The organism is Geodermatophilus sp. FMUSA9-8, from assembly GCF_037034165.1.
Lineage (GTDB): Bacteria > Actinomycetota > Actinomycetes > Mycobacteriales > Geodermatophilaceae > Geodermatophilus > Geodermatophilus nigrescens.
Genome location: NZ_JBAGKE010000004.1, coordinates 196025 through 217423, shown reverse-complemented (window position 1 = coordinate 217423; position 21399 = coordinate 196025). Strand labels below are relative to the sequence as shown.

At 77.8% G+C, this 21399-nt stretch carries 23 protein-coding genes and 1 pseudogene; 16 read left to right on the top strand and 8 right to left on the bottom strand.

All coding sequences use genetic code 11. The features are described 5' to 3' along the window. The first annotated feature begins 20 nt into the window (after positions 1-20). The gene (locus tag WA616_RS10830) at positions 21-608 is read left to right on the top strand and encodes a nucleotidyltransferase family protein (RefSeq protein ID WP_336029658.1); all 588 of its coding nucleotides are present in this window, start codon (positions 21-23) and stop codon (positions 606-608) included. Position 609: 1 nt separating this feature from the next. Further along, entirely contained in the window at positions 610-1245 is a 636-nt protein-coding gene (gene hisH, locus WA616_RS10825) for an imidazole glycerol phosphate synthase subunit HisH (RefSeq protein WP_336029656.1), read from the top strand. On the opposite strand, the gene WA616_RS10820 is transcribed toward hisH, so the two are convergent. After that, positions 1246-2280 carry a molybdopterin-dependent oxidoreductase gene (locus WA616_RS10820; RefSeq protein ID WP_336029654.1) on the bottom strand — a complete coding sequence of 345 codons (1035 nt, stop codon included), beginning with the start codon at positions 2278-2280 and terminating at the stop codon, positions 1246-1248. A 63-nt stretch (positions 2281-2343) separates the two neighbouring features. Between WA616_RS10820 and WA616_RS10815 the strand changes: the two genes are divergently transcribed. The 4 genes from WA616_RS10815 (at position 2344) to WA616_RS10800 (ending at position 7376) form a co-directional block, all read left to right on the top strand. Continuing rightward, positions 2344-4659 (top strand): M20/M25/M40 family metallo-hydrolase, encoded by a 2316-nt coding sequence (locus tag WA616_RS10815; RefSeq protein WP_336029652.1) that lies wholly within the window; start codon positions 2344-2346, stop codon positions 4657-4659. 87 nt (positions 4660-4746) lie between these two features. Further along, positions 4747-5139: a hypothetical protein gene (locus WA616_RS10810; protein ID WP_336029650.1), complete on the top strand. Its 393-nt coding sequence runs from the start codon at positions 4747-4749 to the stop codon at positions 5137-5139. A gap of 3 nt (positions 5140-5142) precedes the next feature. Continuing rightward, the gene (locus tag WA616_RS10805) at positions 5143-6720 is read left to right on the top strand and encodes a sensor histidine kinase (RefSeq protein WP_336029649.1); all 1578 of its coding nucleotides are present in this window, start codon (positions 5143-5145) and stop codon (positions 6718-6720) included. Next, complete coding sequence (locus tag WA616_RS10800; protein WP_336029648.1) at positions 6717-7376, top strand: response regulator transcription factor; 660 nt, start codon at positions 6717-6719, stop codon at positions 7374-7376. Before WA616_RS10805 ends, WA616_RS10800 begins: the two co-directional genes overlap by 4 nt. Before the next feature lie 55 nt (positions 7377-7431). Here WA616_RS10800 and WA616_RS10795 read toward each other — a convergent pair whose 3' ends face one another. From WA616_RS10795 to WA616_RS10780, 4 genes are all read right to left on the bottom strand, one after another. Continuing rightward, positions 7432-7752, bottom strand: a complete 321-nt coding sequence (locus tag WA616_RS10795) for a hypothetical protein (protein ID WP_336029646.1) — start codon at positions 7750-7752, stop codon at positions 7432-7434. Positions 7753-7881: 129 nt separating this feature from the next. Then, positions 7882-8325: a hypothetical protein gene (locus WA616_RS10790; protein WP_336029644.1), complete on the bottom strand. Its 444-nt coding sequence runs from the start codon at positions 8323-8325 to the stop codon at positions 7882-7884. Between the two features lie 87 nt (positions 8326-8412). Then, positions 8413-9651 (bottom strand): hypothetical protein, encoded by a 1239-nt coding sequence (locus tag WA616_RS10785; protein ID WP_336029642.1) that lies wholly within the window; start codon positions 9649-9651, stop codon positions 8413-8415. Between the two features lie 56 nt (positions 9652-9707). Further along, a complete protein-coding gene (locus WA616_RS10780) occupies positions 9708-10670 on the bottom strand; it encodes a helix-turn-helix transcriptional regulator (protein ID WP_336029641.1) in 963 nt (320 codons plus the stop codon). Positions 10671-10777: 107 nt separating this feature from the next. On the opposite strand from WA616_RS10780, the gene WA616_RS10775 reads away from it, so the two are divergent. Next, the gene (locus WA616_RS10775; protein WP_073422445.1) at positions 10778-11179 is read left to right on the top strand and encodes a VOC family protein; all 402 of its coding nucleotides are present in this window, start codon (positions 10778-10780) and stop codon (positions 11177-11179) included. A gap of 3 nt (positions 11180-11182) precedes the next feature. Here WA616_RS10775 and WA616_RS10770 read toward each other — a convergent pair whose 3' ends face one another. Together WA616_RS10770 and WA616_RS10765 are read right to left on the bottom strand one after the other, a co-directional pair. Continuing rightward, a complete protein-coding gene (locus tag WA616_RS10770) occupies positions 11183-11938 on the bottom strand; it encodes an SDR family NAD(P)-dependent oxidoreductase (protein WP_073422446.1) in 756 nt (251 codons plus the stop codon). 10 nt (positions 11939-11948) lie between these two features. After that, complete coding sequence (locus WA616_RS10765) at positions 11949-12560, bottom strand: nitroreductase family protein (RefSeq protein WP_336029639.1); 612 nt, start codon at positions 12558-12560, stop codon at positions 11949-11951. A gap of 59 nt (positions 12561-12619) precedes the next feature. On the opposite strand from WA616_RS10765, the gene priA reads away from it, so the two are divergent. The 3 genes from priA to hisF are packed head-to-tail and all read left to right on the top strand — an operon-like array spanning position 12620 to position 14534. Beyond that, the gene (priA, locus tag WA616_RS10760; RefSeq protein WP_336029638.1) at positions 12620-13354 is read left to right on the top strand and encodes a bifunctional 1-(5-phosphoribosyl)-5-((5-phosphoribosylamino)methylideneamino)imidazole-4-carboxamide isomerase/phosphoribosylanthranilate isomerase PriA; all 735 of its coding nucleotides are present in this window, start codon (positions 12620-12622) and stop codon (positions 13352-13354) included. Then, positions 13351-13743 carry a RidA family protein gene (locus WA616_RS10755; protein ID WP_336029636.1) on the top strand — a complete coding sequence of 131 codons (393 nt, stop codon included), beginning with the start codon at positions 13351-13353 and terminating at the stop codon, positions 13741-13743. Before priA ends, WA616_RS10755 begins: the two co-directional genes overlap by 4 nt. Continuing rightward, positions 13740-14534: an imidazole glycerol phosphate synthase subunit HisF gene (hisF, locus tag WA616_RS10750; RefSeq protein WP_073422450.1), complete on the top strand. Its 795-nt coding sequence runs from the start codon at positions 13740-13742 to the stop codon at positions 14532-14534. Before WA616_RS10755 ends, hisF begins: the two co-directional genes overlap by 4 nt. A gap of 36 nt (positions 14535-14570) precedes the next feature. Here the strand turns inward: hisF and WA616_RS10745 are convergent, their stop codons facing one another. Further along, positions 14571-15209: a TIGR03085 family metal-binding protein gene (locus tag WA616_RS10745; protein ID WP_336029633.1), complete on the bottom strand. Its 639-nt coding sequence runs from the start codon at positions 15207-15209 to the stop codon at positions 14571-14573. 112 nt (positions 15210-15321) lie between these two features. Between WA616_RS10745 and WA616_RS10740 the strand changes: the two genes are divergently transcribed. The 6 genes and pseudogenes from WA616_RS10740 (at position 15322) to WA616_RS10715 (ending at position 21394) form a co-directional block, all read left to right on the top strand. Further along, positions 15322-17097 (top strand): ABC transporter ATP-binding protein, encoded by a 1776-nt coding sequence (locus tag WA616_RS10740; RefSeq protein WP_336029632.1) that lies wholly within the window; start codon positions 15322-15324, stop codon positions 17095-17097. Beyond that, the gene (locus WA616_RS10735) at positions 17094-18920 is read left to right on the top strand and encodes an ABC transporter ATP-binding protein (RefSeq protein WP_336029631.1); all 1827 of its coding nucleotides are present in this window, start codon (positions 17094-17096) and stop codon (positions 18918-18920) included. Before WA616_RS10740 ends, WA616_RS10735 begins: the two co-directional genes overlap by 4 nt. 101 nt (positions 18921-19021) lie before the next feature. Next, positions 19022-20005: pseudogene (locus WA616_RS10730) on the top strand (DUF222 domain-containing protein); the annotation flags it as partial. Beyond that, complete coding sequence (locus tag WA616_RS10725) at positions 19979-20251, top strand: HNH endonuclease signature motif containing protein (protein WP_336029947.1); 273 nt, start codon at positions 19979-19981, stop codon at positions 20249-20251. The pseudogene WA616_RS10730 and the gene WA616_RS10725, both read left to right, overlap by 27 nt. Before the next feature lie 118 nt (positions 20252-20369). Continuing rightward, complete coding sequence (locus WA616_RS10720) at positions 20370-20789, top strand: hypothetical protein (protein ID WP_336029630.1); 420 nt, start codon at positions 20370-20372, stop codon at positions 20787-20789. A 62-nt stretch (positions 20790-20851) separates the two neighbouring features. Continuing rightward, complete coding sequence (locus WA616_RS10715) at positions 20852-21394, top strand: hypothetical protein (protein WP_336029629.1); 543 nt, start codon at positions 20852-20854, stop codon at positions 21392-21394. Positions 21395-21399 lie beyond the last annotated feature (5 nt).

The window sequence follows — 21399 nt, the reverse complement described above, 5'->3', positions numbered from 1 at the left end:
CCGACCGGTTCCTCGGCCTGGTGCTCGGCGACCCGACGGTCGCCGCGGTGCTCGAGCGGGCGCCCGCGCTCGGCGCGGGGGAGTGGTGGCTGACCGCCGGGCTGCTGTTCCAGACGGCGTGGAACGGGCTCACCGGCCGCCCGCCGGGCACCGGCATCCGCGACGCCGACCTCTCCTACTGGGACGACGACCCGTCCTGGGACGCCGAGGACGCGGTCATCCGGCGCGGCGCGGAGCTGTTCGCCGACCTGGCCGTGCCGGTCGAGATCCGCAACCAGGCGCGGGTGCACCTCTGGTACGCCGGCCGCTTCGGCACCGCGCCGCCGGCGCCGTTCCGCTCGTGCACCGACGCCGTCGACGTGTTCGCCGCGCCGTGCTGCGCGGTCGCCGTGACGGTCGAGGACGGCCGGCCGCGGCTGTACGCGCCGTTCGGCCTCGGCGACCTGCTCGGCCTCGTCGTCCGCCCCAACCCGGCCAGCCCCGCGCCGCGGGCGGTCTACGAGGCCAAGGCCGCCCGCTGGCGGTCGGTGTGGCCGGAGCTCACCGTGCTGCCCTGGGCGCCCGGGAATCCCGGCGGGCGCCCGGCACCTTCCACGTACCGTGGCTGACGTGAAGAAGGTGGTCGTCCTCGACTACGGCTCGGGCAACCTGCGGTCCGCGGAGCGGGCGCTGACCCGCGTCGGCGCCGACGTCACCGTCACCGCCGACCGGCAGGCCGCGCTGGACGCCGACGGCCTCGTCGTGCCCGGCGTCGGGGCGTTCGCGCACTGCATGCAGGAGCTGCGCGCCGTCGACGGACCGCGCACCATCGGCCGTCGGCTGGCCGGCGGGCGCCCGGTGCTCGGCATCTGCGTGGGCATGCAGGTGCTCTTCGAGCACGGCGTCGAGCACGGGCGCGACGCCGAGGGCTGCGGCGAGTGGCCCGGCACGGTGGAGGCGCTGCAGGCGCCGGTGCTGCCGCACATGGGCTGGAACACCGTCTCCGCACCCGAGGACACCGTGCTGTTCGACGGGATCGCCGACGAGCGCTTCTACTTCGTGCACTCCTACGGCGTGCGGGAGTTCCCCCTCGGCCAGGACGGCCGCCCCGGCCCGCTCGCGCCGCCGAAGGTCACGTGGGCCGAGCACGGCGACCGGTTCGTCGCCGGGGTGGAGAACGGCGCGCTGTCGGCCACCCAGTTCCACCCGGAGAAGAGCGGCGACGCCGGCGCCCAGCTGCTGACGAACTGGCTGGCGACTCTCTAGCTACTGGAGCGGCACGGGCGGCTGCAGCCACCACGGCGCGTCGACCACCTCCACCCGCGCCACCCACTTGACCCACCAGTAGCCGCGCCGGCCCGGCGCCACCAGCCGCACCGGCGCGCCGTGGCCCGCCGACAGCCGCTCCCCGGCGCAGTGCGTGGCCAGCAGCAGCGACCCGGCGTCGGCCAGCGGCAGCCGCCGGCGGTACCCGGTGACGCTGACGACGTCGACGCTGCCGCCGGCGGGCAGGCCGGTGCCGGCCAGGAGCCGGTCCAGCCGCACGCCGCGCCACTCCTGGTCGGCGTACCAGCCGCCGGTGCAGTCGAGGACGGCGGTGACCGTGTCGCCGCGGTCGAGGGCGGCGACCCGCAGCGCGCTGGTGCGCCCGCCGGCGACCAGGTCGAGCGTGCGCCCGGGCTCGTCGGGCACGACGTCGGTGAACCACTGGGTCACCGGCATGGCCGCCGGGTCGCCGCTGCCGCGCTCGTGCGAGCCCGTGGCCCGCCGCCGGGCGCCCGGCGCGCCGGTCAGCCGCAGGACGCCCTCCAGCCCCGCCCACAGCGCGAGCGACCCGGCCGCGAGGCCGCCGGTCCGCAGCAGCGCCCGCCGGGACGCGTCGGTGCGCCGCGGCCGCTGCCGGCTGCCCACGGCGTGCAGCACCACGAGCAACCCGGTGGCCACGCCGGCGGCGACGTGCACCTGCAGCACCCCGACGCCGCCGACGGTGGTGCCGGCGACGCCGTGCAGCACCCCGGTGGCGACGGTGAGCCCGGTGAGCCCGGCCAGCGCCCAGGCGACCGCCGGGTCGCGCCGCCCGCGGGTGCGGGCCCGGGACCGGCGCACGACGACGGCCTTCCACGGCACGAGCAGCAGCAGGCCCAGGCCCGCGGCGCCGTGCGCGACGGCGACCACGCGGGAGGGCAGCGGCGTGCCCACGCCGAAGGCGAGCACCCCGGTGACGCCGGCGAGCGCGAGCAGGACCAGCAGGCCCAGGTTGGTGCGGCGCCCGGCTCGGCGGGTCCACGCTGCGGCCGGCATCCCCGGAGTCTCCCCCCGCCGCCCCTAGGGTTGCCCGGTCCCGCACCCGGCACAGGAGGCCCGTTGCCCGCGTCGCGCCCGTCCGCCCCGGTCCCGGAGCGCCGCGGCCGGCTGCTCGGGTCGCTCGCCGTCCTCCTGCTGCTGGCGGGCCTCGCGGCGTGGAGCGTGCTCGCGCTGCAGCCGCCGGCCCCCGCGCCGGCCGACGCCCCCGCGACCGCCTTCAGCGCCGCCCGCGCCGGCGTCACCGTCGAGGAGATCGCCGGCGAGGTGCACCTGACCGGCAGCGACGCGCACGCCCGCGTCGTCGACGGGCTGGTGGCGCAGCTGACCGCGCTCGGGCTCGACACCCGGGTGCAGAACGCCGTCGGCACCGGGCAGGCCGGGCCGGGGGAGACCGAGATGGCCCGGCTGCGCAACGTCGTCGCGGTCCTGCCGGGCACGGCGAGCACCGGCCGGCTGTTCCTCGTGGCGCACACCGACTCGGTGGAGACCGGCCCCGGGGCCGCCGACGACGCCGCGGGCGTGGCCGCGCTGCTGGAGACGGTGCGGGCGCTGACGGCGGGCGAGCCGCTGCGCAACGACGTCGTGGTGGTCCTCACCGACGCCGAGGAGGCCTGCCTGTGCGGCGCCGAGGCGTTCGCCGCGAGCCACCCGCTGGCCGCGCAGGGCGGGGTGGTGCTCAACCTCGAGGCGCGCGGCACGTCGGGCCCGCCGATCGCGTTCGAGACCTCGCGCGGCAACGCCGCGCTGGCCGAGCGCTACGCCGCCGCCGTGCCGCACCCGGTGGCCAGCAGCTTCGCCGTCGAGGTCTACCGGACGCTGCCCAACGACACCGACCTCAGCGTGCTGCTCGCCGACGGCGGCTTCACCGGCGTCAACACGGCCTTCATCGACGGCAGCGCGGCGTACCACACCCCGCAGGACACGCCGTCGCGGCTGGACCGCCGGACGCTGCAGGCGCTCGGCGACAACACCCTGGCCCTGACCCGGGAACTGGGCGGCGCCGACCTCGCCGCCCTGGCCCGCCCGGCCCCCGACGACGCCACCTACTTCCCGCTGCCGACGGGGCTGGCGCGCTACCCCGGGTCGCTGATCTGGCCGCTGGCCGCCGCGGCGGTGCTCGGCGTCGTGCTGCTGGCGGCCGTCGACCGGCGGCGCGGGTCGTCGCTGCCCCGGACGCTGCTCGGCACGGCCGCCGCGCTGGTGCCGCTCGTCCTGGCGCCGTTGGCGGTCGGCGGGCTGTGGCGGCTGCTGGCGCTGGTGCGGCCCGGCTACGCGGGGATGACCGACCCCTGGCGGCCCGGCTGGTTCCGGCTGGCGGCGGTCGCCCTGGTCGCCGTCGTCGTGCTGGCCTGGTACGCGCTCCTGCGCCGCCGGCTCGGCGAGGCGGCGCTGCGCACCGGGGCGCTCGCGGTGCTCGCCGTCCTCGCGGCCGTCCTCGCCGGGCTGGCGCCGGGCGGGTCCTACCTGGCCGCGCTCCCGGTGCTGGCCGGGGTGCTCGCGGGGCTGCTGCCGGCGCGGGTGGCCCTCCTCGGCGGCGCGGTCGCCGGCGCGGTCGCCGTCGTCGTGCTCGCTCCCACCGTCGCGCTGTTCTTCCCGGCCCTCGGGCTGGCCGGCGCGGCCGCGCCCGCGGCGGTCGTGGCCCTGCTGCTGCTCGCCCTGCTGCCGGTGCTGGAGGGCCTGTTCCCCGCCGGCCCGGCGCCGTGGCGGACCCTGGCCGTGCCCGCGGCCGCCGCCGGCCTGGCGCTGCTGCTGACGGCGGCGGGGCTCGCGGTGGACCGCTTCGACCAGCAGCACCCGGTGCCGAGCCGGCTGGCGTACGCGCTGGAGGCCGACACCGGCGAGGCGTGGTGGTTCAGCACCGAGGCGCGGCCGGGCGAGGAGGCGGCGCGCTACGTCGGCACCCCGCGCACGCTGCCGCACGACTACCCGTACGTGCGCGGCGTCCCGGTCGCGGCGGGACCCGCCGAGGACGCCGGGCTGACCCCGTCGACGGTCGAGGTGCTCGAGGACCGGAGGACCGGCGACGAGCGGACGGTGACCGTGCGGGTGACGCCGCAGCGGGCGGTCGGCTTCGTCGTGCTCGACCTGGACACCGGCGGCGGCCGGGTCGTGGCGGCGCGCGCGGAGGCCCGCGACGTGCCGGCCGGGGCGGTGGGGGAGGACCGGCTGTGGCTGACCTTCCACGCCCCGCCGGAGCAGGGCCTCGAGGCGACGGTGACCGTGGCGGGCGGCGGGCCGCTGCGGCTGCGGGTCGTCGACGGCAGCACCGGGCTCGACGGGCTGCCCGGCTTCGAGCCGCGCCCGCCCACGGTGGACACGGCCGGGTCGCACACCGCCGACCTCGTCGTCGTGGGGGCCACCACCGACCTCGGCTGAGCAGGAGATGGCGGCGGCCCCGGTGGATGAGAGTGCTCTCACCGCCGTCTCACCGGCCGGCCACCGCGGCGGGCGAGGCTCGGCGCCGTGCGCTCCCGCCTCCTGCTCGCCGTCCTGGCCGGCCTCGCCGTCGTCCTGCTGGCCGGCGGCACCGCGTGGGCGCTGCTCGGCCCGGCCGGCGGGGGCCCGCCGGCGGTGCCCGCCCGCATCGACGTGCCGGCCCGCGAGCCGTCCGGCCCGTCGCCGTTCCCGGACCCCGGCCCCTCGGCGGAACCGGCGCAGGAGCCCGTGCCGACGTCCGCGCCGACGCCCGCACCGCAGCCCGCCCCCGCCCCGCAGCCCGCGCCGCCGGCCACTGACGTCGTCCCGCCGCCGCCGCTGCCCGACGACGGCCCGGGGGACGACGGTGACGACGACGGCGGGGACGACGACGGCGGCGACGACGTTGACGACGACGGTGACGACGACGGGAACGACTGACCGATGAGCGAGGAGCCGGCCCCGGCGGCCGGGTGGCGCGCGGCCGCCCGGCGTCGGCTGACGCCCCGCGCCGCCCGCGTGCGCATCATCGGCTGGGCGCTGCTGCTGGTCCTGCTGGCGCTGGCCCTGGTGACGCTGGTGACCTGGCGGCTGCTGGTGCGCGCCACCGACGAGCGGATGGACGTGGCGCTCGCCGCGGAGGTCGAGGAGTTCGACCGGATCACCGCCTCGGGCATCGACCCCGACACCGGGGAGCCCTTCGCCTCGGTCGCCGACGTGCTCCAGACGGTCATCACCTACAACCTCGCCCGGCCGAACGAGAAGTTCCTCGGCTACGTCGACGGCGCCTACCGCTTCCAGAGCCGCATCGAGGCGCCGGTGCTGCTGAGCGAGGACGCCGCGTTCGCCCGCCTCGCCGGTGACGTCCGCGAGCCCACGTCCGGCCGGTACGCCAGCGGCGCCGGCGAGGTCCGCTACCTCGCCGTGCCGGTGACGCTGGAGGGCGACCCGGCGCGCGGGGTCGCCGTCGTCGCCTACTTCGCCGACCAGGAGCGGCAGGCCGCCGACGACACCGCGCAGCTGATGCTCGCCGTCGGCGCGGTCACCGTGCTGCTCGCCGCCGCCGGCGCCTGGGTGGTGGCCGGGCGCGTGCTCGCCCCGGTGCGGGAGGTCGCGGCCACCGCCCAGGGCATCACCGAGACCGACCTGTCCGGCCGGATCCCCGTCGAGGGCCGCCCCGACGACGAGCTCACCGGCCTCGCCCGCGCCGTGAACGCGATGCTCGACCGGGTCGAGGGCGGGGTCGCCGCGCAGCGCCGGTTCCTCGACGACGCCGGACACGAGCTGCGCACGCCGATCACCATCGTCCGCGGCCACCTCGACGTCCTCGACCCCGCCGACCCCGACGACGTCCGGGCCACCGTCGCCCTCGTCGACGACGAGCTCGAGCGGATGAACCGCATGGTCTCCGAGCTGCTGCTGCTCGCCCGCGCCGAGCAGCCGGAGTTCGTCCGCCCGCAGCCGGTCGACGTCGCCGAGCTGACCGCCGAGGTGTTCGGCAAGGTGCGCCGGCTCGGGGACCGCGACTGGCGGCTCGGCGCCGTCGCGCGCGCCGACCTGCTGCTCGACCCGCAGCGGCTCACCCAGGCCGTGGTGGCGCTCGCGGACAACGCCGTCCGCTACACCGGGCCCGGCGACCGGGTGGTGCTCGGCAGCCGGCTCAGCGGCGCCGACCTGTTGGTGTGGGTGGACGACGCGGGCCCCGGCATCGCCGCCGCCGACCAGGAGCGGGTCTTCGAGCGGTTCGCCCGTGGCAGCGCCGGTGCCCGCCGCAGCGACGGCGCGGGGCTCGGCCTGTCGATCGTGCGGGCGATCGCCGCCGCGCACGGCGGCCGCGTCGAGCTGCACAGCCGCCCGGGGGAGGGCGCCACCTTCACGCTGGTGCTCCCCGCGCGCGTCGCCCCGCCCGAGCCGGACGACCAGGGTGACGACCCGCTGGACACCGTGGACGACGACCTGGCGACCCCGGCGCTGTCCGACCGGGTGCCCGACCCCGTACCGACCGAGGGAGGTCCCCGGTGAGCCGGGTGCTGATCGCCGAGGACGAGCCGCGGATCGCCGCGTTCGTCGAGAAGGGCCTGCGGGCCAACGGGTTCGCCACCACGGTGGTCGGCGACGGACTGTCCGCGCTCGACCACGCCCGCGGCGGGGAGTTCGACCTCGTCGTGCTCGACATCGGCCTGCCCGTCCTCGACGGGTTCGCGGTGCTGCGCGCGCTGCGGGCCGAGCGCAACGCGGTCCCGGTGGTCGTGCTGACCGCCCGCGACAGCGTGCAGGACACCGTCGCCGGGCTCGAGGGCGGCGCCGACGACTACATGGCCAAGCCGTTCCGGTTCGAGGAGCTGCTGGCGCGGGTGCGGCTGCGGCTGGCCGGCGCGCGGCAGGGCGAGGTCAGGGTGCTCACCGCCGGCGACCTGTCGCTGGACCTGCGCACCCGCCGGGCCAGCGTGGGCGACCGCACCGTCGACCTCTCGGCGCGCGAGTTCGCCCTCGCGGAGACCTTCCTGCGCCACCCGGGGCAGGTCCTCGCCCGGGAGCAGCTGCTCAGCCACGTCTGGGGCTACGACTTCGACCCGGGCTCCAACGTCGTCGACGTGTACGTGCGGTACCTGCGCCGCAAGCTCGGCGCCGACCGCATCGAGACGGTGCGCGGGATGGGCTACCGCCTCGCGGCCTGAGACGCGCCGCGGCCCCGGCCCCCGCGAGGGGACCGGGGCCGCGGGGTGCCGGGGGTCAGTCGAGCGGGGTGTCGTCCGCGTCGGGGGTGACGTCGTCGGGGGTCGCGTCGTCGGGGGTGGTGTCCGGGGTGTCGACGGCGCTCTCCGCGGGGGAGTCGGCGGTCTCGGGCGAGGCGTCTGCCGCGGGGGCGGCGGGCACGGCGTCGGGAGCGGCGTCGGGGGTGTCGTCGGCCGTGTCGACGGCGGCGGCGACGGCCGCGGTCGGCTGCGCGGAGCCGTCGTCCGCGGCGGCGGCGACACCGATCCCGGCCAGGCCGAGGCCGGTGAGCGCGGTGCCGAGGGTGACGACCTTCCAGGTGGCGGGGCGGCGGGTCACGGGGTCCTCCAGGGTCTCGTCTCGCTGTCGGGGTCCACGGTCCCCACCCGGGGTGAGGGGACCGGGAGAGGCGGATGAGCGGTTCCTCATCCGCGGGCCGCGCCGGCGGGGGCCGGCGCGGCCCTCCGGTCAGTCGTCGGTGTCGGGGGTGTCGGTGTCGGGGGTGTGGACGTCCGGCGTGTGGACGTCGGGCGTCTGCACGTCCGGGCTGTCGACGTCGGCGACCGGCGGGGCGGGGACGACGTCCGGGCTGTCCACGGCGCTCTCGGCGGGGGAGTCGGCGGTCTCGGGTGAGGCGTCGGCGGCCGGGGCGACCGGGGCGGCGTCGGGGCTGTCGACGGCGCTCTCGGCGGGGGAGTCGGCGGTCTCGGGCGAGGCGTCGGCGGCCGGGGCGGGAGCGGCCGCGGCGTCGGGGGTGTCGTCGGCGCCGTCGTGCGCGGCGACCGACACGGCGGCCGGCTGCGGGGCGGGCCGGTCGTCGTCGGCCGCGGCGGCGCCGGCGCCGGCGATGCCGAGGCCGGCGAGCGCGGTGCCGAAGGTGACGACCTTCCAGGTGGCGGGGCGAGTGGTCACGGGGTCCTCCTCAGGGGTCGAACTGCTGACACCTCCCACGGTGTCCGCCGCCGGTGAGGCCCCCGGGAGACCGCGGTGAGCGCCCGCTCATCGGGATGAGGACGTCCTCATGACCTCCTCGGCCAGCGCCACCCGGGCCTCGGTCGCCTCCGCCCACCCCGCCTGCTGCACCCGGAACGGGCCGGTGGCCAGGCCCACCAGCACGCCGGCCACCCGCGCGGCCAGGTCCGCCCCGCCGCCGGCCACCGCCTCCACCCGCGCCCGGTAGGCCGCGACCGGCGCCGGGTCGGCGGCCAGCCGCTCGAGCAGCAGCAGGTGGCCGAGCAGCGTGGCCCGGTCGTCGGCCCGCGCGCCCGGCCCGGCGGTGTCGACGTCGAGCAGCCCCACGACCGCGCCGCCGTCGACCAGCAGCTGGGCCTCGTAGAAGTCGCCGTGCACCGGCACCACCGGCCGGCGCTCCACGGCGGCCGCCACCACGGCGGTCAGCCGCTCCAGCCGGGGCGCCAGCCCCGGGCACACCATCCCGAGCACCGCAGCGTGCCCGCGCAGCCGGGGCAGCGGGTCGGTGGGGTCGCGGCGCCCGGGCGGGGCGAGCGCCGGCAGGCCGAGCGGGGGCAGAGCGTCGAGCAGCTCCTCCAGCGCGGCCGGGGGCGGCAGGACGGCGGGGTCGCCGCCGAGCGCCTCGCGCATCGGCGTCCCGGCCAGCGCGGGCAGCACGAGCACGCCGTCGTCGGTGGCGGCGAGCACCGGGGGCACCGGCACCGCCGGGACGAGCGCGGCGTGCCGGGCGGCGAGGCCGGCGGCCGCGGACGGGCGGACCACCTTGAGGAACCAGCGCCCGGCCGGCGAGGTCACCTCCACCACGGCCCGCCGGACCGGCCGGTAGGCGCGCAGCCGCAGCCGCGGCGCCCCGGCGTCGACGCCCAGCTCCGCCAGCCGCCGCGCCACCCCGGCCGCCGAGGCCGCCCAGGCCAGCCCGGGCAGCGCCGGGTCCAGCGGCCAGCGCCACAGGCCCACGGTCACCGTCTCCCCGCCGACGTCGCCGGCCAGCACGGCCGCCCCCGCGGGGACCTCCGCGCCGGTGGTCGCGGCGAGGGACTCCCGCGTCGCGCGCCCGTCGGCCCAGTCGACGACGGCGCTCCAGCGCACCGTGGCCGCGGCGTCGGGCCGCAGCGTGACCGTGACCGGCGCGAGGGTGCGCAGCCGCCCGCCGAGCGGGCCGAGGACGGCGGACCACAGCTCCGGCGCCTCCTCACCGAGCAGGACCTGCAGCGACGGCGGCCACGACGGCGGCACGGGGGCGGGGGCGAGCACGGCGGAGTCCACGCCGCCACGCTCCGGGGCCGCGGTGACGGCGGGGTGAGACGGCGATGAGGCCGCTCTCACCCGCGGTTGCGCTCGACCAGCTCCGCCCCGATCGCGGCCAGCTCCGCGCGCACCGCGGCCGGCTCCGACACCTCGACCGCGCCGCCGAACCCGGCCAGCTGCTCCGCGACCGACCGGGCGGTGTGCGCGGCCACCCGCAGCACCGCCCGGCCGTCGCCGTCCAGGTCGTCGTCCGGGCCCGCCGCCTCGCAGTGCCGGCCGAAGCGGTCCCGCAGCACGGGCGCGAGCCGGGCGGGCACGCGCACGCGGGCGCCCACGAGCGAGCGGCGGCGCTCCAGCTCGCCGACCACCTCCTCCCACACCCCCGGCAGGTCGAGGCCGTCCGGTCGCTCGAAGACCTCGCCGGTGGGCGCTACCGCGCCCATCCGGTCGACGCGGAAGGTGCGCCGGCCCCGGGCCGTGCCGGCGACGAGGTACCAGGTGCCGTCCTTGTCCACGAGGCCCCACGGCTGCGCGCGCCGCCGGGCCGGGGGACCGCCGCGGCCGGCGTAGTCGAACGCCACCTCCCGCCGCCCGACGACCGCGTCGAGCAGCGGCGCGAGCTCCGGCCGGTCGCGGGCGCGCTCGCCCCACCCGGCCGGGTCGACGACGACCGCCTCCGCGGCGGCCGCGGCCTCGGCGCGGAAGGTGCCGGGCAGCGCCCGCAGCAGCTTGCGCAGTGCCGCCCGGGAGTCCGGCGCCGCCGGGGCGGACCCGGACGCCGGGCCGAGCAGCAGGAACAGCGCGCGGGCCTCCGGCGCGGTGAGCCCGGTGAGGTCGGTGCGGGCGCCGCCGAGCAGCTGCCACCCGCCGCCGCGGCCGGCCTGCGGGTAGACGGGGAGGCCCGCCGCCGACAGCGCCTCGAGGTCGCGGCGCGCGGTGGCCACCGACACCTCGAGCTCCGCGGCCAGCGACGCGGCGGTCACCCGGCCGCGGGCCTGCAGCACCAGCAGGGCGGCGACGAGGCGGTCGGCTCGCATGGTGGTGAGGATGCCGTGGAAAGTGCTCAGGAGGTGAGCACGTTGCGCGGCAGTGTGGTCGGCGAGCGGGACGCACCGGGCGGCCCGCCGGACGGAGGGACCCTCCCGTGCTCCGAGGCCTGGCCACCGTGACCCTGACCGCCGACGACGTGCCCGCCGCCGTGCGGTGGTACGCCGACCTGCTCGGCGTGCAGCCCTACTTCGCGCGGCCGGTGGAGGGGCCGCCGGCCTACGTCGAGTTCCGCCTCGGCGACGACGAGGACGAGCTCGGCGTCATGGACGCCCGCTACGCCGCCTGGCCGGTCGGCCGGCCCGCCGGCGTCGTCGTCCACTGGCACGTCGACGACCTGCCCGCCGCCGTCGACCGGTTCGAGGCGCACGGCGGCACCGTGGTGCAGCCGCCCACCGTGCGCGGCGAGGGGTGGGCGACCGCCGTCGTCGCCGACCCGTTCGGCAACCTGCTCGGCCTGATCACCAGCCCGCACTGGGCCGGGGCGCACGCCGGGTGAGGCTCAGCTGCGCAGGTAGGAGGCGCCGTTGACGTCGACGATCGTGCCGGTGCTGAAGCGGGCCTCCGGCGAGGCGAGCCACAGCACCGCCGCGGCCACCTCCTCGGGGCGGGCCACCCGGCCGAACGGCGACTGCGCCCGCACGGCGTCGCCGCCGGGGCCGTCGAGCACCTCGCGGGCCATCTCGGTCTGCACGAAGCCCGGCGCCACGGCGGTGACCGAGATGCCCAGCGGCGCCAGTGCCAGCGCCATCGACTGCGCGAAGGCGTTCATCCCGGCCTTCGACGCCCCGTAGGCGGGGTTCTGCGGCTCGCCGCGGAAGGCGCCGCGGCTGGACACGTTCACCACGGCGCCCCCGCCGGCGGCCCGCAGGTGCGGCACGGCGCGGAAGGTGGCGTGCGCGGCGCCGAGCAGGTTGACCGCGAGCGTCCGCTCCCACACCTGCCGCCAGTGCTCGAACGAGGACTCCAGCGGCGGGGAGGCCACGAAGACGCCGGCGTTGTTGACCAGCACGTCGAGGCCGCCGAGCGCCCCGGCGGCCTCGTCGACCATGGCGCCCACCGCGGCGGCGTCGGCCATGTCGGCCTGCACCAGGACGTGGCCGTCCCCGGGCAGCTCCGCGAGCACCGCCTCGGCGCGCTCGCGGGAGCTGCCGAAGTGGACGGCGACCCGGTCCCCCCGCCCGGCGAAGGCCCGGGCGATCGACCGGCCGATGCCGCGGGAGCCACCGGTGACGAGGACGGCGCGCGAGGAGGTCACGGCGGGGGAGTCAACCAGCCGCGCCCCAGCGGCCCCGGTGCACGACCTCCTCGACGCCCCGCCGGCCGCGCTTGAGCGACGGCGAGCGCCGGTCGCCGTCGCCGGGGTAGCCGACCGAGACGACGCCCACCGGGCGGTGGGTGGCGGGGACGCCGAAGGCGTCGCGGAAGGGGTCCACCCGCTCGGCGGGGATCCCGAACAGGCAGGCGCCGAGCCCCTCGTCGACGGCGGTCAGCAGCACCATCAGCGCGGCCATCCCGGCGTCGACGTCCCAGTAGGGCACCGGCCAGCGCGCCTCGTCGCGGTCGGTCCAGCCCTTGTCCGGCTCGGCGTAGCGGTCGAGGTAGGCGTCCTTCGACGACAGCGGCACCACCAGCAGCGGCGCGCGGCGCATCCGGGTGAGCCACGCGTCGGGGGCGCCGTCGGAGGCGGTCACCGACCAGAACAGGTCCCGCTCCTCGGGCGACTCGAGCACCAGGAACGCCCAGCCCTGGGTGAACCCGGCCGACGGCGCCCGGATGGCGTGCGCGAGCAGCCGCTCGCGGACCTCCGGGGGCACCGGCCGGTCGGGGTCGTAGTCGCGCACCATGCGGCGCCTGCGGACGACGTCGGCGAACTCCACCGCCGCAGCCTGCCGGAGGCGAGGCAGGTCACCCTCGCCCGGTCCCTACGCTGGTCGCCGTGCCGACCCTGCAGCTGCTCCCCGCCGTCGACGTCGCCGACGGCCAGGCCGTCCGTCTCGTGCAGGGGGAGGCCGGCAGCGAGACCTCCTACGGCGACCCCCTCGACGCCGCCCTGCAGTGGCAGCGCGACGGCGCCGAGTGGGTGCACCTGGTCGACCTCGACGCCGCCTTCGGCCGCGGCACCAACCGCGAGCTGCTGGCCCGCGTCGTCGGCGAGCTCGACGTCGACGTGGAGCTCTCCGGCGGCATCCGCGACGACGAGTCGCTGGCCGCGGCCCTGGCCACCGGCTGCCGCCGGGTGAACCTCGGCACCGCGGCGCTGGAGTCGCCCGAGTGGTGCGCCCGCGCCATCGCCGAGCACGGCGACCGGATCGCCGTCGGCCTCGACGTGCGCGGCACCCGGCTGGCCGCCCGCGGCTGGACCCGCGAGGGCGGCGAGCTCTACGAGACCCTCGCCCGCCTCGACGCCGAGGGCTGCGCCCGCTACGTGGTCACCGACATCACCAAGGACGGCACGCTGCGCGGCCCGAACCTCGAGCTGCTGCGCGAGGTCTGCGCCGCCACCCCGAAGCCGGTGGTCGCCTCCGGCGGCGTCAGCTCGCTCGACGACATCCGGGCGCTGGCGGGCCTGACCGCCGTCGGCGTCGAGGGCGCGATCGTCGGCAAGGCGCTCTACGCCGGCGCCTTCACGCTGCCCGAGGCCCTCGCCGTCACCCGCGAGGCGTCGTCGTGACCGTGCGGCGGATCGGCTCCGGCGGGCCGTGGGAGGACGTCGTCGGCTACAGCCGCGTCGTCGTCGCCGGGGACTCCGCCTGGGTGAGCGGCTGCACCGCCACCGTCGACGGCGAGGTCGTGCACCCCGGCGACATGGCCGCGCAGGCCCGGGTCGCGTTCGGCGTGCTGGTCGACGCGCTGGAGTCGGCGGGCCTGTCCGCCGCCGACGTCGTCCGCACCCGCATGTACGTCACCGACACCGGCCGCTGGGAGGAGGTCGGGCGCGTGCACGGCGAGGTGTTCGGCGCGGTCCGGCCGGCCACCGCGATGATCGGCGTCGCCTCCCTCCTGCACCCCGACATGCTCGTCGAGGTCGAGGCCGACGCGGTCCGGGGGGCCGGGTCGTGAGCCTCGCCGTCCGCGTGATCCCGTGCCTCGACGTCGACGCCGGCCGGGTGGTGAAGGGCGTCAACTTCGTCGACCTGCGCGACGCCGGCGACCCGGTGGAGATGGCGCGCGTCTACGACGCCGAGGGCGCCGACGAGCTGACCTTCCTCGACATCACCGCCAGCTCCGGCGACCGCGAGACCACCTACGACGTCGTCCGGCGCACCGCCGAGAGCGTCTTCATCCCGCTCACCGTCGGCGGCGGCGTGCGCAGCCCCGACGACGTCGACCGGCTGCTGCGGGCGGGTGCGGACAAGGTCGCGGTCAACACCGCCGCCGTGGCCCGGCCCGAGCTGATCAGCGAGATCGCCGACCGCTTCGGCAACCAGGTGCTGGTGCTCTCCCTCGACGCCCGCCGGGCGCGCGACGGCGCGGTCACCGACTCCGGCTTCGAGATCACCACGCACGGCGGGCGCCGCGGCACCGGCCGCGACGCCGTCGAGTGGGTCGTGCAGGCCGCGGAGCTCGGCGTGGGCGAGGTGCTGCTCAACTCGATGGACGCCGACGGTACCCGCGCCGGGTTCGACACCGAGCTGATCCGCGCGGTCCGCCGCGAGGTGAGCGTGCCGGTGATCGCCAGCGGCGGCGCGGGCGCGGTCGAGCACTTCCCGCCCGCGGTGGAGGCCGGCGCGGACGCGGTGCTCGCGGCCAGCGTCTTCCACTTCGGCACGCTCCGGATCGGCGACGTGAAGGCCGCCCTGGCCGGCGCCGGCGTCCCCGTCCGGCACGAGAGGGACACCCCGCTCACCTGACGGCGTCCCCTGCACCCCCGCGGACCTGCACGGGACTCACTCCGCGGGGGCGCCCCCGCGGACCGCGACCCGGGCGACCTCGCGCCGGCCGGTCGCCCACAGCAGGACCTCGAGCGGCTCGCCCTCGACGGTCGTGACGTCGGAGCCCGCGCGGATCCGCTTGCCGGGACCGGGGACGTCGCTGCGCTGCAGCACCAGCCCGCCGGGGTACCGCGGCGCCATCGAGCGGGCGAACAGCTGCGCCGCGCCCCACAGCCGGTCGGCGTCGCGCAGCGGCAGCGCCCGCGGCTCCCAGTCCGGCTGCGCCCGGCGCACGTCCTCGTGGTGGATGGCGAACTCCGGCCCGTCCACCAGCGACGCCGTCGCCCAGGAGCCCGGCATCCACACCGGCGCGCCCGCCCGCACGCGGGACACCAGCTCCGGGTAGGGCGTCGTCGCCCGCAGCCGCTCCTCCAGCCGGGTGGCGTGCGCGTGCAGCCGGTCGCCCACCGGGGTGCGCTCCAGCGCGTAGCCCGGCAGCGCGTCGGGCCGCCGGTCGCGGGTCACCAGGTGGGCGGCCAGGTGGGCCGTCGTCCAGCCCGAGCAGCAGGTCGGGGCGTCGGGCCCGAGCTCGTCGAGGAGGTCGGCGAGCCCGGCGCGCTCCCGGGCGGCGAGGGGGCGGGAAGCATCGGTCACCGCGCGGGGTTACCGATCCCGTCGAGCCGGAAAACCCGCAGGCCCCTGTCGGCGGTACCGGTTAGCCTGACTAACGACCGCGGACCTCCGCGGTCGGACCCCGAGGAGAACCGTGCCCCGCGCCAGAGACGCCGTCGTCCGGCGGGGTCTGCGCCACGTCGGCCTGGCCATCCGCGAGCAGCGGACGATGTTCACGCTCGCCGTCCTCGCCAGCAGCCTCTACGCCGGCATGACCGTGCTGTCGGCGTTCGTCATCGGCGGGATCACCGACCGCGTGGTGCTCCCGGCCTTCGCCGACGGCGACACCACCGCCGGCGCGCTCACCCTCGCCGTCGCCGTGCTCATGGGCGTCGCGCTGCTCAAGATCCTCGGCATCCTCGGCCGCCGCCTGTTCGCCGGGATCATGGCCTACCGGCTGCAGGCCGACTACCGCCGCCGCGTCACCGCGCAGTACCTGCGGCTGCCGCTGTCCTGGCACCAGGGCCACCCCACCGGGCAGCTGCTGTCCAACGCCAACTCCGACGTCGAGTCGGCCTGGTACTTCGTCTCCCCGCTGCCCTTCGCCTGCGGCACGCTGGTGATGATCGCGATCACCGTCGTCGCGCTCGTGCTCACCGACCCGCTGCTGGCCCTGGTCGGCCTCGTCGTCTTCCCGCTGGTGTTCGTGCTCAACGCCGTCTACTCGCAGGTGATGAGCCCGCGCATGCAGCGCGCGCAGCAGCTGCGCGCCGAGGTCAGCGAGATCGCCCACGAGAGCTTCGACGCCGGCCTCGTGGTGAAGACCCTCGGCCGCGAGGACGTCGAGAGCGCCCGGTTCACCGAGCGCGCCGAGGAGCTGCGCGACGGCCTGGTCGCGGTCGGCCGGGTGCGCGGCCTGTTCGACCCGCTCATGGAGGCGCTGCCCAACCTGGGCACCCTCGCGGTGCTGGTGGTCGGCGCCGGCCGGGTCGCCTCGGGCGCCACCGACGCCGGCGACCTGGTGAGCATCGCCTACCTGTTCACCCTCCTCGCGCTGCCCATCCGCGCGATCGGCTGGGTGCTCGCCGACCTGCCCCGCGCGCTCGCCGGCTTCGACCGGGTCACCCCCGTCCTCGACGCCACCGGGGAGACCCCGCACGGCCCGGAGGCCGCGGCCCCCGGCGACGGCGGCGCGCGCCTGGGCCTGCGCGCGGTCGACCACGTCTTCGACGGCGCGAGCCGGCCGGTGCTCTCCGGGGTCACGTTCGAGGTGGCCGCCGGCTCCACGGTCGCCGTCGTCGGGCCCACGGGCTCCGGCAAGTCCACGCTGGCCGGCCTGCTCGTCCGGCTGGTCGACCCGGCGAGCGGCGAGGTGCTGCTCGACGGCGTCGACGTCCGGCGGCTGCGCGAGGGCGAGGTCAGCGGCCAGGCGGCGTTCGTGCCGCAGGGCACCTTCCTGTTCGACGACACCGTCCGCGGCAACGTCACCCTCGGCGCCGGGTACGACGACGACGAGGTCCGCGCCGCGCTGCGGGTGGCCGCCGCCGACGACTTCGTCGACCGGCTCCCCGAGGGCCTCGACACCCGGGTCGGCGAGCGCGGCGCCACGCTCTCCGGCGGCCAGCGGCAGCGCCTGGCGCTCGCCCGCGCCGTCGTCCGCCGGCCCCGCCTGCTGGTCCTCGACGACGCCACCAGCGCCGTCGACCCCGCCGTGGAGGCCCGCATCCTCGACGCGCTGCGCTCCGCCGACCGCCCCTCCACCGTGGTCGTGGTCGCCTACCGGCAGGCCACGATCGCGCTGGCCGACAAGGTGGTGTGGCTGGAGAACGGGCGGGTCACCGCCCGCGGCAGCCACGAGGAGCTGCTGGCCACGGTGCCCGGCTACGCCGCCCTGGTCCGCGCCTACGCGCAGGCGGAGGTGGCGGCGTGAGCGCGGTGAGCGCGACCGGCGAGCGGCGCGAGGGCGCCTTCGCCACGCTGCGGCGCGGGCTGCGGATGCTGCCGGAGTTCCGCCGCGGCCTGCCCGCCACCTTCGCGCTCGCGCTCGTCGCCACCGCCGGCCGCGTGGTCGTGCCGATCGCCGTCCAGCAGGTCATCGACCGCGGCCTGCTCGCCCCGGGCGGCCCCGACCTCGGACTGGTCCGCACGCTGGTCCTCGTCTGCGCCGTCGTCGTGCTGGTCACCGGCGTCGCGGTCTACCGGATGAACGTGCGGCTCTTCCGCACCACCGAGACCGCGCTGGCCGGGCTGCGCGCGCGGGCCTTCCGGCACGTGCACGACCTGTCGGTGCTGCACCAGCAGGGCGAGCGCCGCGGCTCGCTGGTCTCCCGCGTCACGAGCGACGTCGACCAGCTGTCGACCTTCATGCAGTGGGGCGGCGTCATCGGCGTGGTGAGCCTCGGCCAGCTGGTCGTCGCCACCGTCGTCATGTCGATCTACTCGTGGCAGCTGACCCTGCTGGTCGTCGTCTGCTTCGTGCCGCTGGCGATCGCGGTGCGCTGGTTCGCCCGCCGCCTGCAGGTGGCCTACGGCATCGTCCGCGAGCGGGTCGGCGACGTGCTGGCCGCGGTCTCGGAGTCCGTCGTCGGCGCCTCCACGGTCCGCGCCTACGGCATCCGCGAGCGGACGGCGGCCCGCCTCGACCGCTCCATCGGCCGGCACTACCGCGCCCAGGTCGACGCGCAGAAGGTGACCGCCGCGGTGTTCGTCAGCGGCGAGCTCGTGGCCGCCGTCGCCAACGCCGCCGTCATCGTCGTCGGCGTCCTGCTCGGCCTCGCCGGGCAGGTCAGCGCCGGAACCCTCGTGGCCTTCCTGTTCCTCGTCACGCTGTTCGTCGCCCCCGTGCAGACCGCCACCGAGGTGCTCAACGAGGGCCAGAACGCGATCGCCGGGTTCCGCCGCGTGCTCGACGTCCTCGACACCGAGCCCGACGTCCGCGACCCCGCCGCCACCGGCGCCGCCCGCGAGCTGCCCGCCGGGCCGCTCGGCGTCGCGCTGGAGCACGTCACCTTCCGCTACGCCCCGGGCGCCCGCGCGGCGCTCGACGACGTCGACCTCGTCCTCCCGCCGCAGCGCCGCTACGCCGTCGTCGGCGAGACCGGCTCGGGCAAGACGACGTTCGCCAAGCTCGTCACCCGGCTCATGGACCCCACCGCGGGCCGCGTGCTGCTCGGCTCCGACGCCGGCGGCTGGGTGCCGCTGACCGAGGTCGCGTTCGCCTCCCTGCGCCGCCGGGTGGGCATGGTGCCGCAGGACGGGTTCCTCTTCGACGCCACCGTCGCCGACAACGTCCGCTACGGCCGGCCGGGCCTCACCGACGCCGAGGTGACGGCGGCCTTCGAGGAGCTGGGCCTGGGCGACTGGCTCTCCGGCCTGCCCGACGGCGTCGCGACGGCGGTCGGCCAGCGCGGCGAGTCGCTGTCGGCGGGGGAGCGGCAGTTGGTCGCCATCGCCCGCGCCCACGTCGCCGCGCCCGACCTGCTGGTCCTCGACGAGGCCACCAGCGCCGTCGACCCGGCCACCGAGCGGCGGCTCACCCTGGCGCTGGACCGGCTCACCGAGGGCCGCACCACGCTGACGATCGCCCACCGGCTGTCCACCGCCGAGCGCGCCGACGAGGTGCTCGTCGTCGACGGGGGCCGGGTGGTCCAGCGCGGCACGCACGCCGACCTGGTCGACGCCGTCGGCCCCTACGCGCGGCTGCACGCCTCGTGGCGGCGCTCCTCGGCCGCGGCGCCCGAGCGCGTCGGTTGACGCGCCCCGTCTCAGGCTCAGGGGACAGTCGAACCGGCCGCTGACCTGCCCTTTCGCCTTGTGTGGCCGCTCCCGATCGGCTAGTCTCGAACACACGTTCGATGCGATGCCGGGAGGTGGTCGGGGTGGGTGAGCTGGCCTCCGCGCTCGACGCCCTGTCCGCGGTCGACCTGGACGAGGTGGGCGACGCCGAGCTGCTCGACCGGGCCCGTGAGCTCGTCGCCGCCGCCCACCGGGTGCACGCCGAGCTGACCCGGGTGGTTCGCCGCAGCGACGTGCGCGGCGCGAGCGAGCACGACGGCGCGCGGACCGTCCGCGGCTGGCTGCGCGGCGTCCCGCGGATCTCCGGCGCCTGGGCCGGTGACCTGGTCCGGCACGGCCGCGCCCTGGAGCTGCTGCCGGCGACCGCCCGCGCCTACGCGCAGGGATGCATCGGCGCCGACCAGGTCGACGTCATCGCCGTGATCGTCACCCCCGCCCACCTCGATCTGGCCCGCGCGCAGGGCATCGACGTCAGCGCCGTGGAGGCGGCACTCGTGCAGCTGGCCTGCACCGGCACCCACCGGCAGCTGCAGCAGGCGGTCGGGGACTACCTGGCCAAGCTCGACCCCGACGGCACCGAGCCCGACCCGGCGACCGAGCGGGCGGTCACCCTCGTGCAGCACCCCGACGGCACCTGAACCATCGGCGGGCACCTCGACGCCGTCGGCGGGCAGAAGGTCGCCACCGCCCTGGAATCGGTGCAGGCCGCCTCCCGCTGCGCCGGCGACGACCGCTCCCGTCCCCAGCGCACCGGCGACGCGCTGGTGCAGCTGGCCGACAACCAGCTCGCCACCGGCGACCTGCCGGTCCTGCGGGGCAGCAAGCCGCAGGTGGTGGTCACCGTGCCGCTGGCCGACCTCACCGGCAGCGCCACCGCACCCGGCGCGGCGCGCACCGCCACCGGCGCCACCCTGTCGGCCGCCCGCGCCCGCTGGATCGCCTGCGACGCGGGCCTCACCCGCGTCGTGCTCGACCCCGACGGGCTGCCGCTGGACGTCGGCCGCACCCAGCGGATCGTGCCGCCGCACATCCGCCGCGCCGCCGAGCTGCGCGACGCCGGCTGCGTGTTCGCCGGCTGCCAGGCCCCGACCTGGTTCTGCGACGTCCACCACCTCCTGCACTGGGCACATGGCGGCGAGACGAGCCTCGGCAACTCCGCCCTGCTCTGCGAGCGCCACCACACCAAGGTCCACTCCGGGTACCGGGTGCAACGCGTCGGCGACCGGTGGCGCACCTGGCGGCCCGACGGCACCGAGATCCTCATCGCCACCACCCGGCTGCGCACCTGACTCCACGACCCGTCGCGCCGCCGCCCGCCCCGGGACGGCGGCTCGCAGGCATGCCCGGCGGACGGGGAGCGGTCCACGAGGCGACCGGCGTGATCACCGGTCTCCTAGGCTGCGCCGCATGAGCGCGCCCTCGCGGATCCCCGGACCGGCCCTGGCCGCGGCCATCGTCGCCGCGCTCGGCGTGCTGCCGCTCGTCGTGGTGGCGTTCCTGGTCATCGCGCTCGGCGGGCTCGAGGCCGACGCGGGGCGCAACTGGCTCGAGACCGGCCTGCTGCTGCTCCTGCCGCTGCTGCAGCTGTTCGCCCTGGGCTGGTTCCTGCTGCGGCGCGGCCGCGTCCCGCTGGTGGTCGCCGCGCTCGCCACCGTCGCCGGGGCCGTGCTGATCGCCGTGATCTCCGCGTCGGTCGGGCAGTCGGTGGGTGCCGGGCCGTTCGTGCTGGCCCTGTGCCCGGTCGTCGCCGCAGCGCTGGCGATGACGCCGGCGGTGGGCCGCTGGTCGGCCGAGGCCCGGGCGGCGCGCCGCGGCCGCCGGGCCTGAGGACACGGGCCTGACACGGGCCTGACAGGGACCGTCCAGGCGGCGCTCCTACGCTGCGCGGCATGCCGTCGTCCTCCTCCCGCCGGACGACGACCCGGACGACGACCCGCCGCTCGCCCCGTGCGGCGGCCGCGCCGTCGTCGGCGGTCCGGCGGACCGGTCCGCCGCCGCTCCCGCCGGGCCGCCCGCTCACCGCGCCGTTCGCCGCCGTGTTCGGCCTGCTCGTCGCCGCCGAGGACCTCTACCTCGGCTGGCTGCTGTGGGAGCCCGACCCGGGCCTGCACTGGTACGTCGTCGTCTCCGCCGCGCTGGCGCTGCTGGCCCTCGCCGGGGCCGCCCTCGTGCTGCGCGGCCGGGGCCGCGGCTGGCTGGTGCTGGCGATGGCCGCCGTGCTGCCGATGCTCCTGCTGCTCGCCTCCGCGCTGCTGTTCGGCGCCATCGGCGACGGCAGCGGGGTGGGGTGGTCGCTGCTCCTGCTCGCCGGCCCGCTCGGCTGCCTGGTGCTCGCCGTGCGCCGCCCGATCCGGGAGTGGACGCGGCCCGGCCGGGGGAACCCGGCCCCCGCCCCGGCTCGTCCCGGCCGCACCGGGAGCCGCGGCCGCTAGCGTGC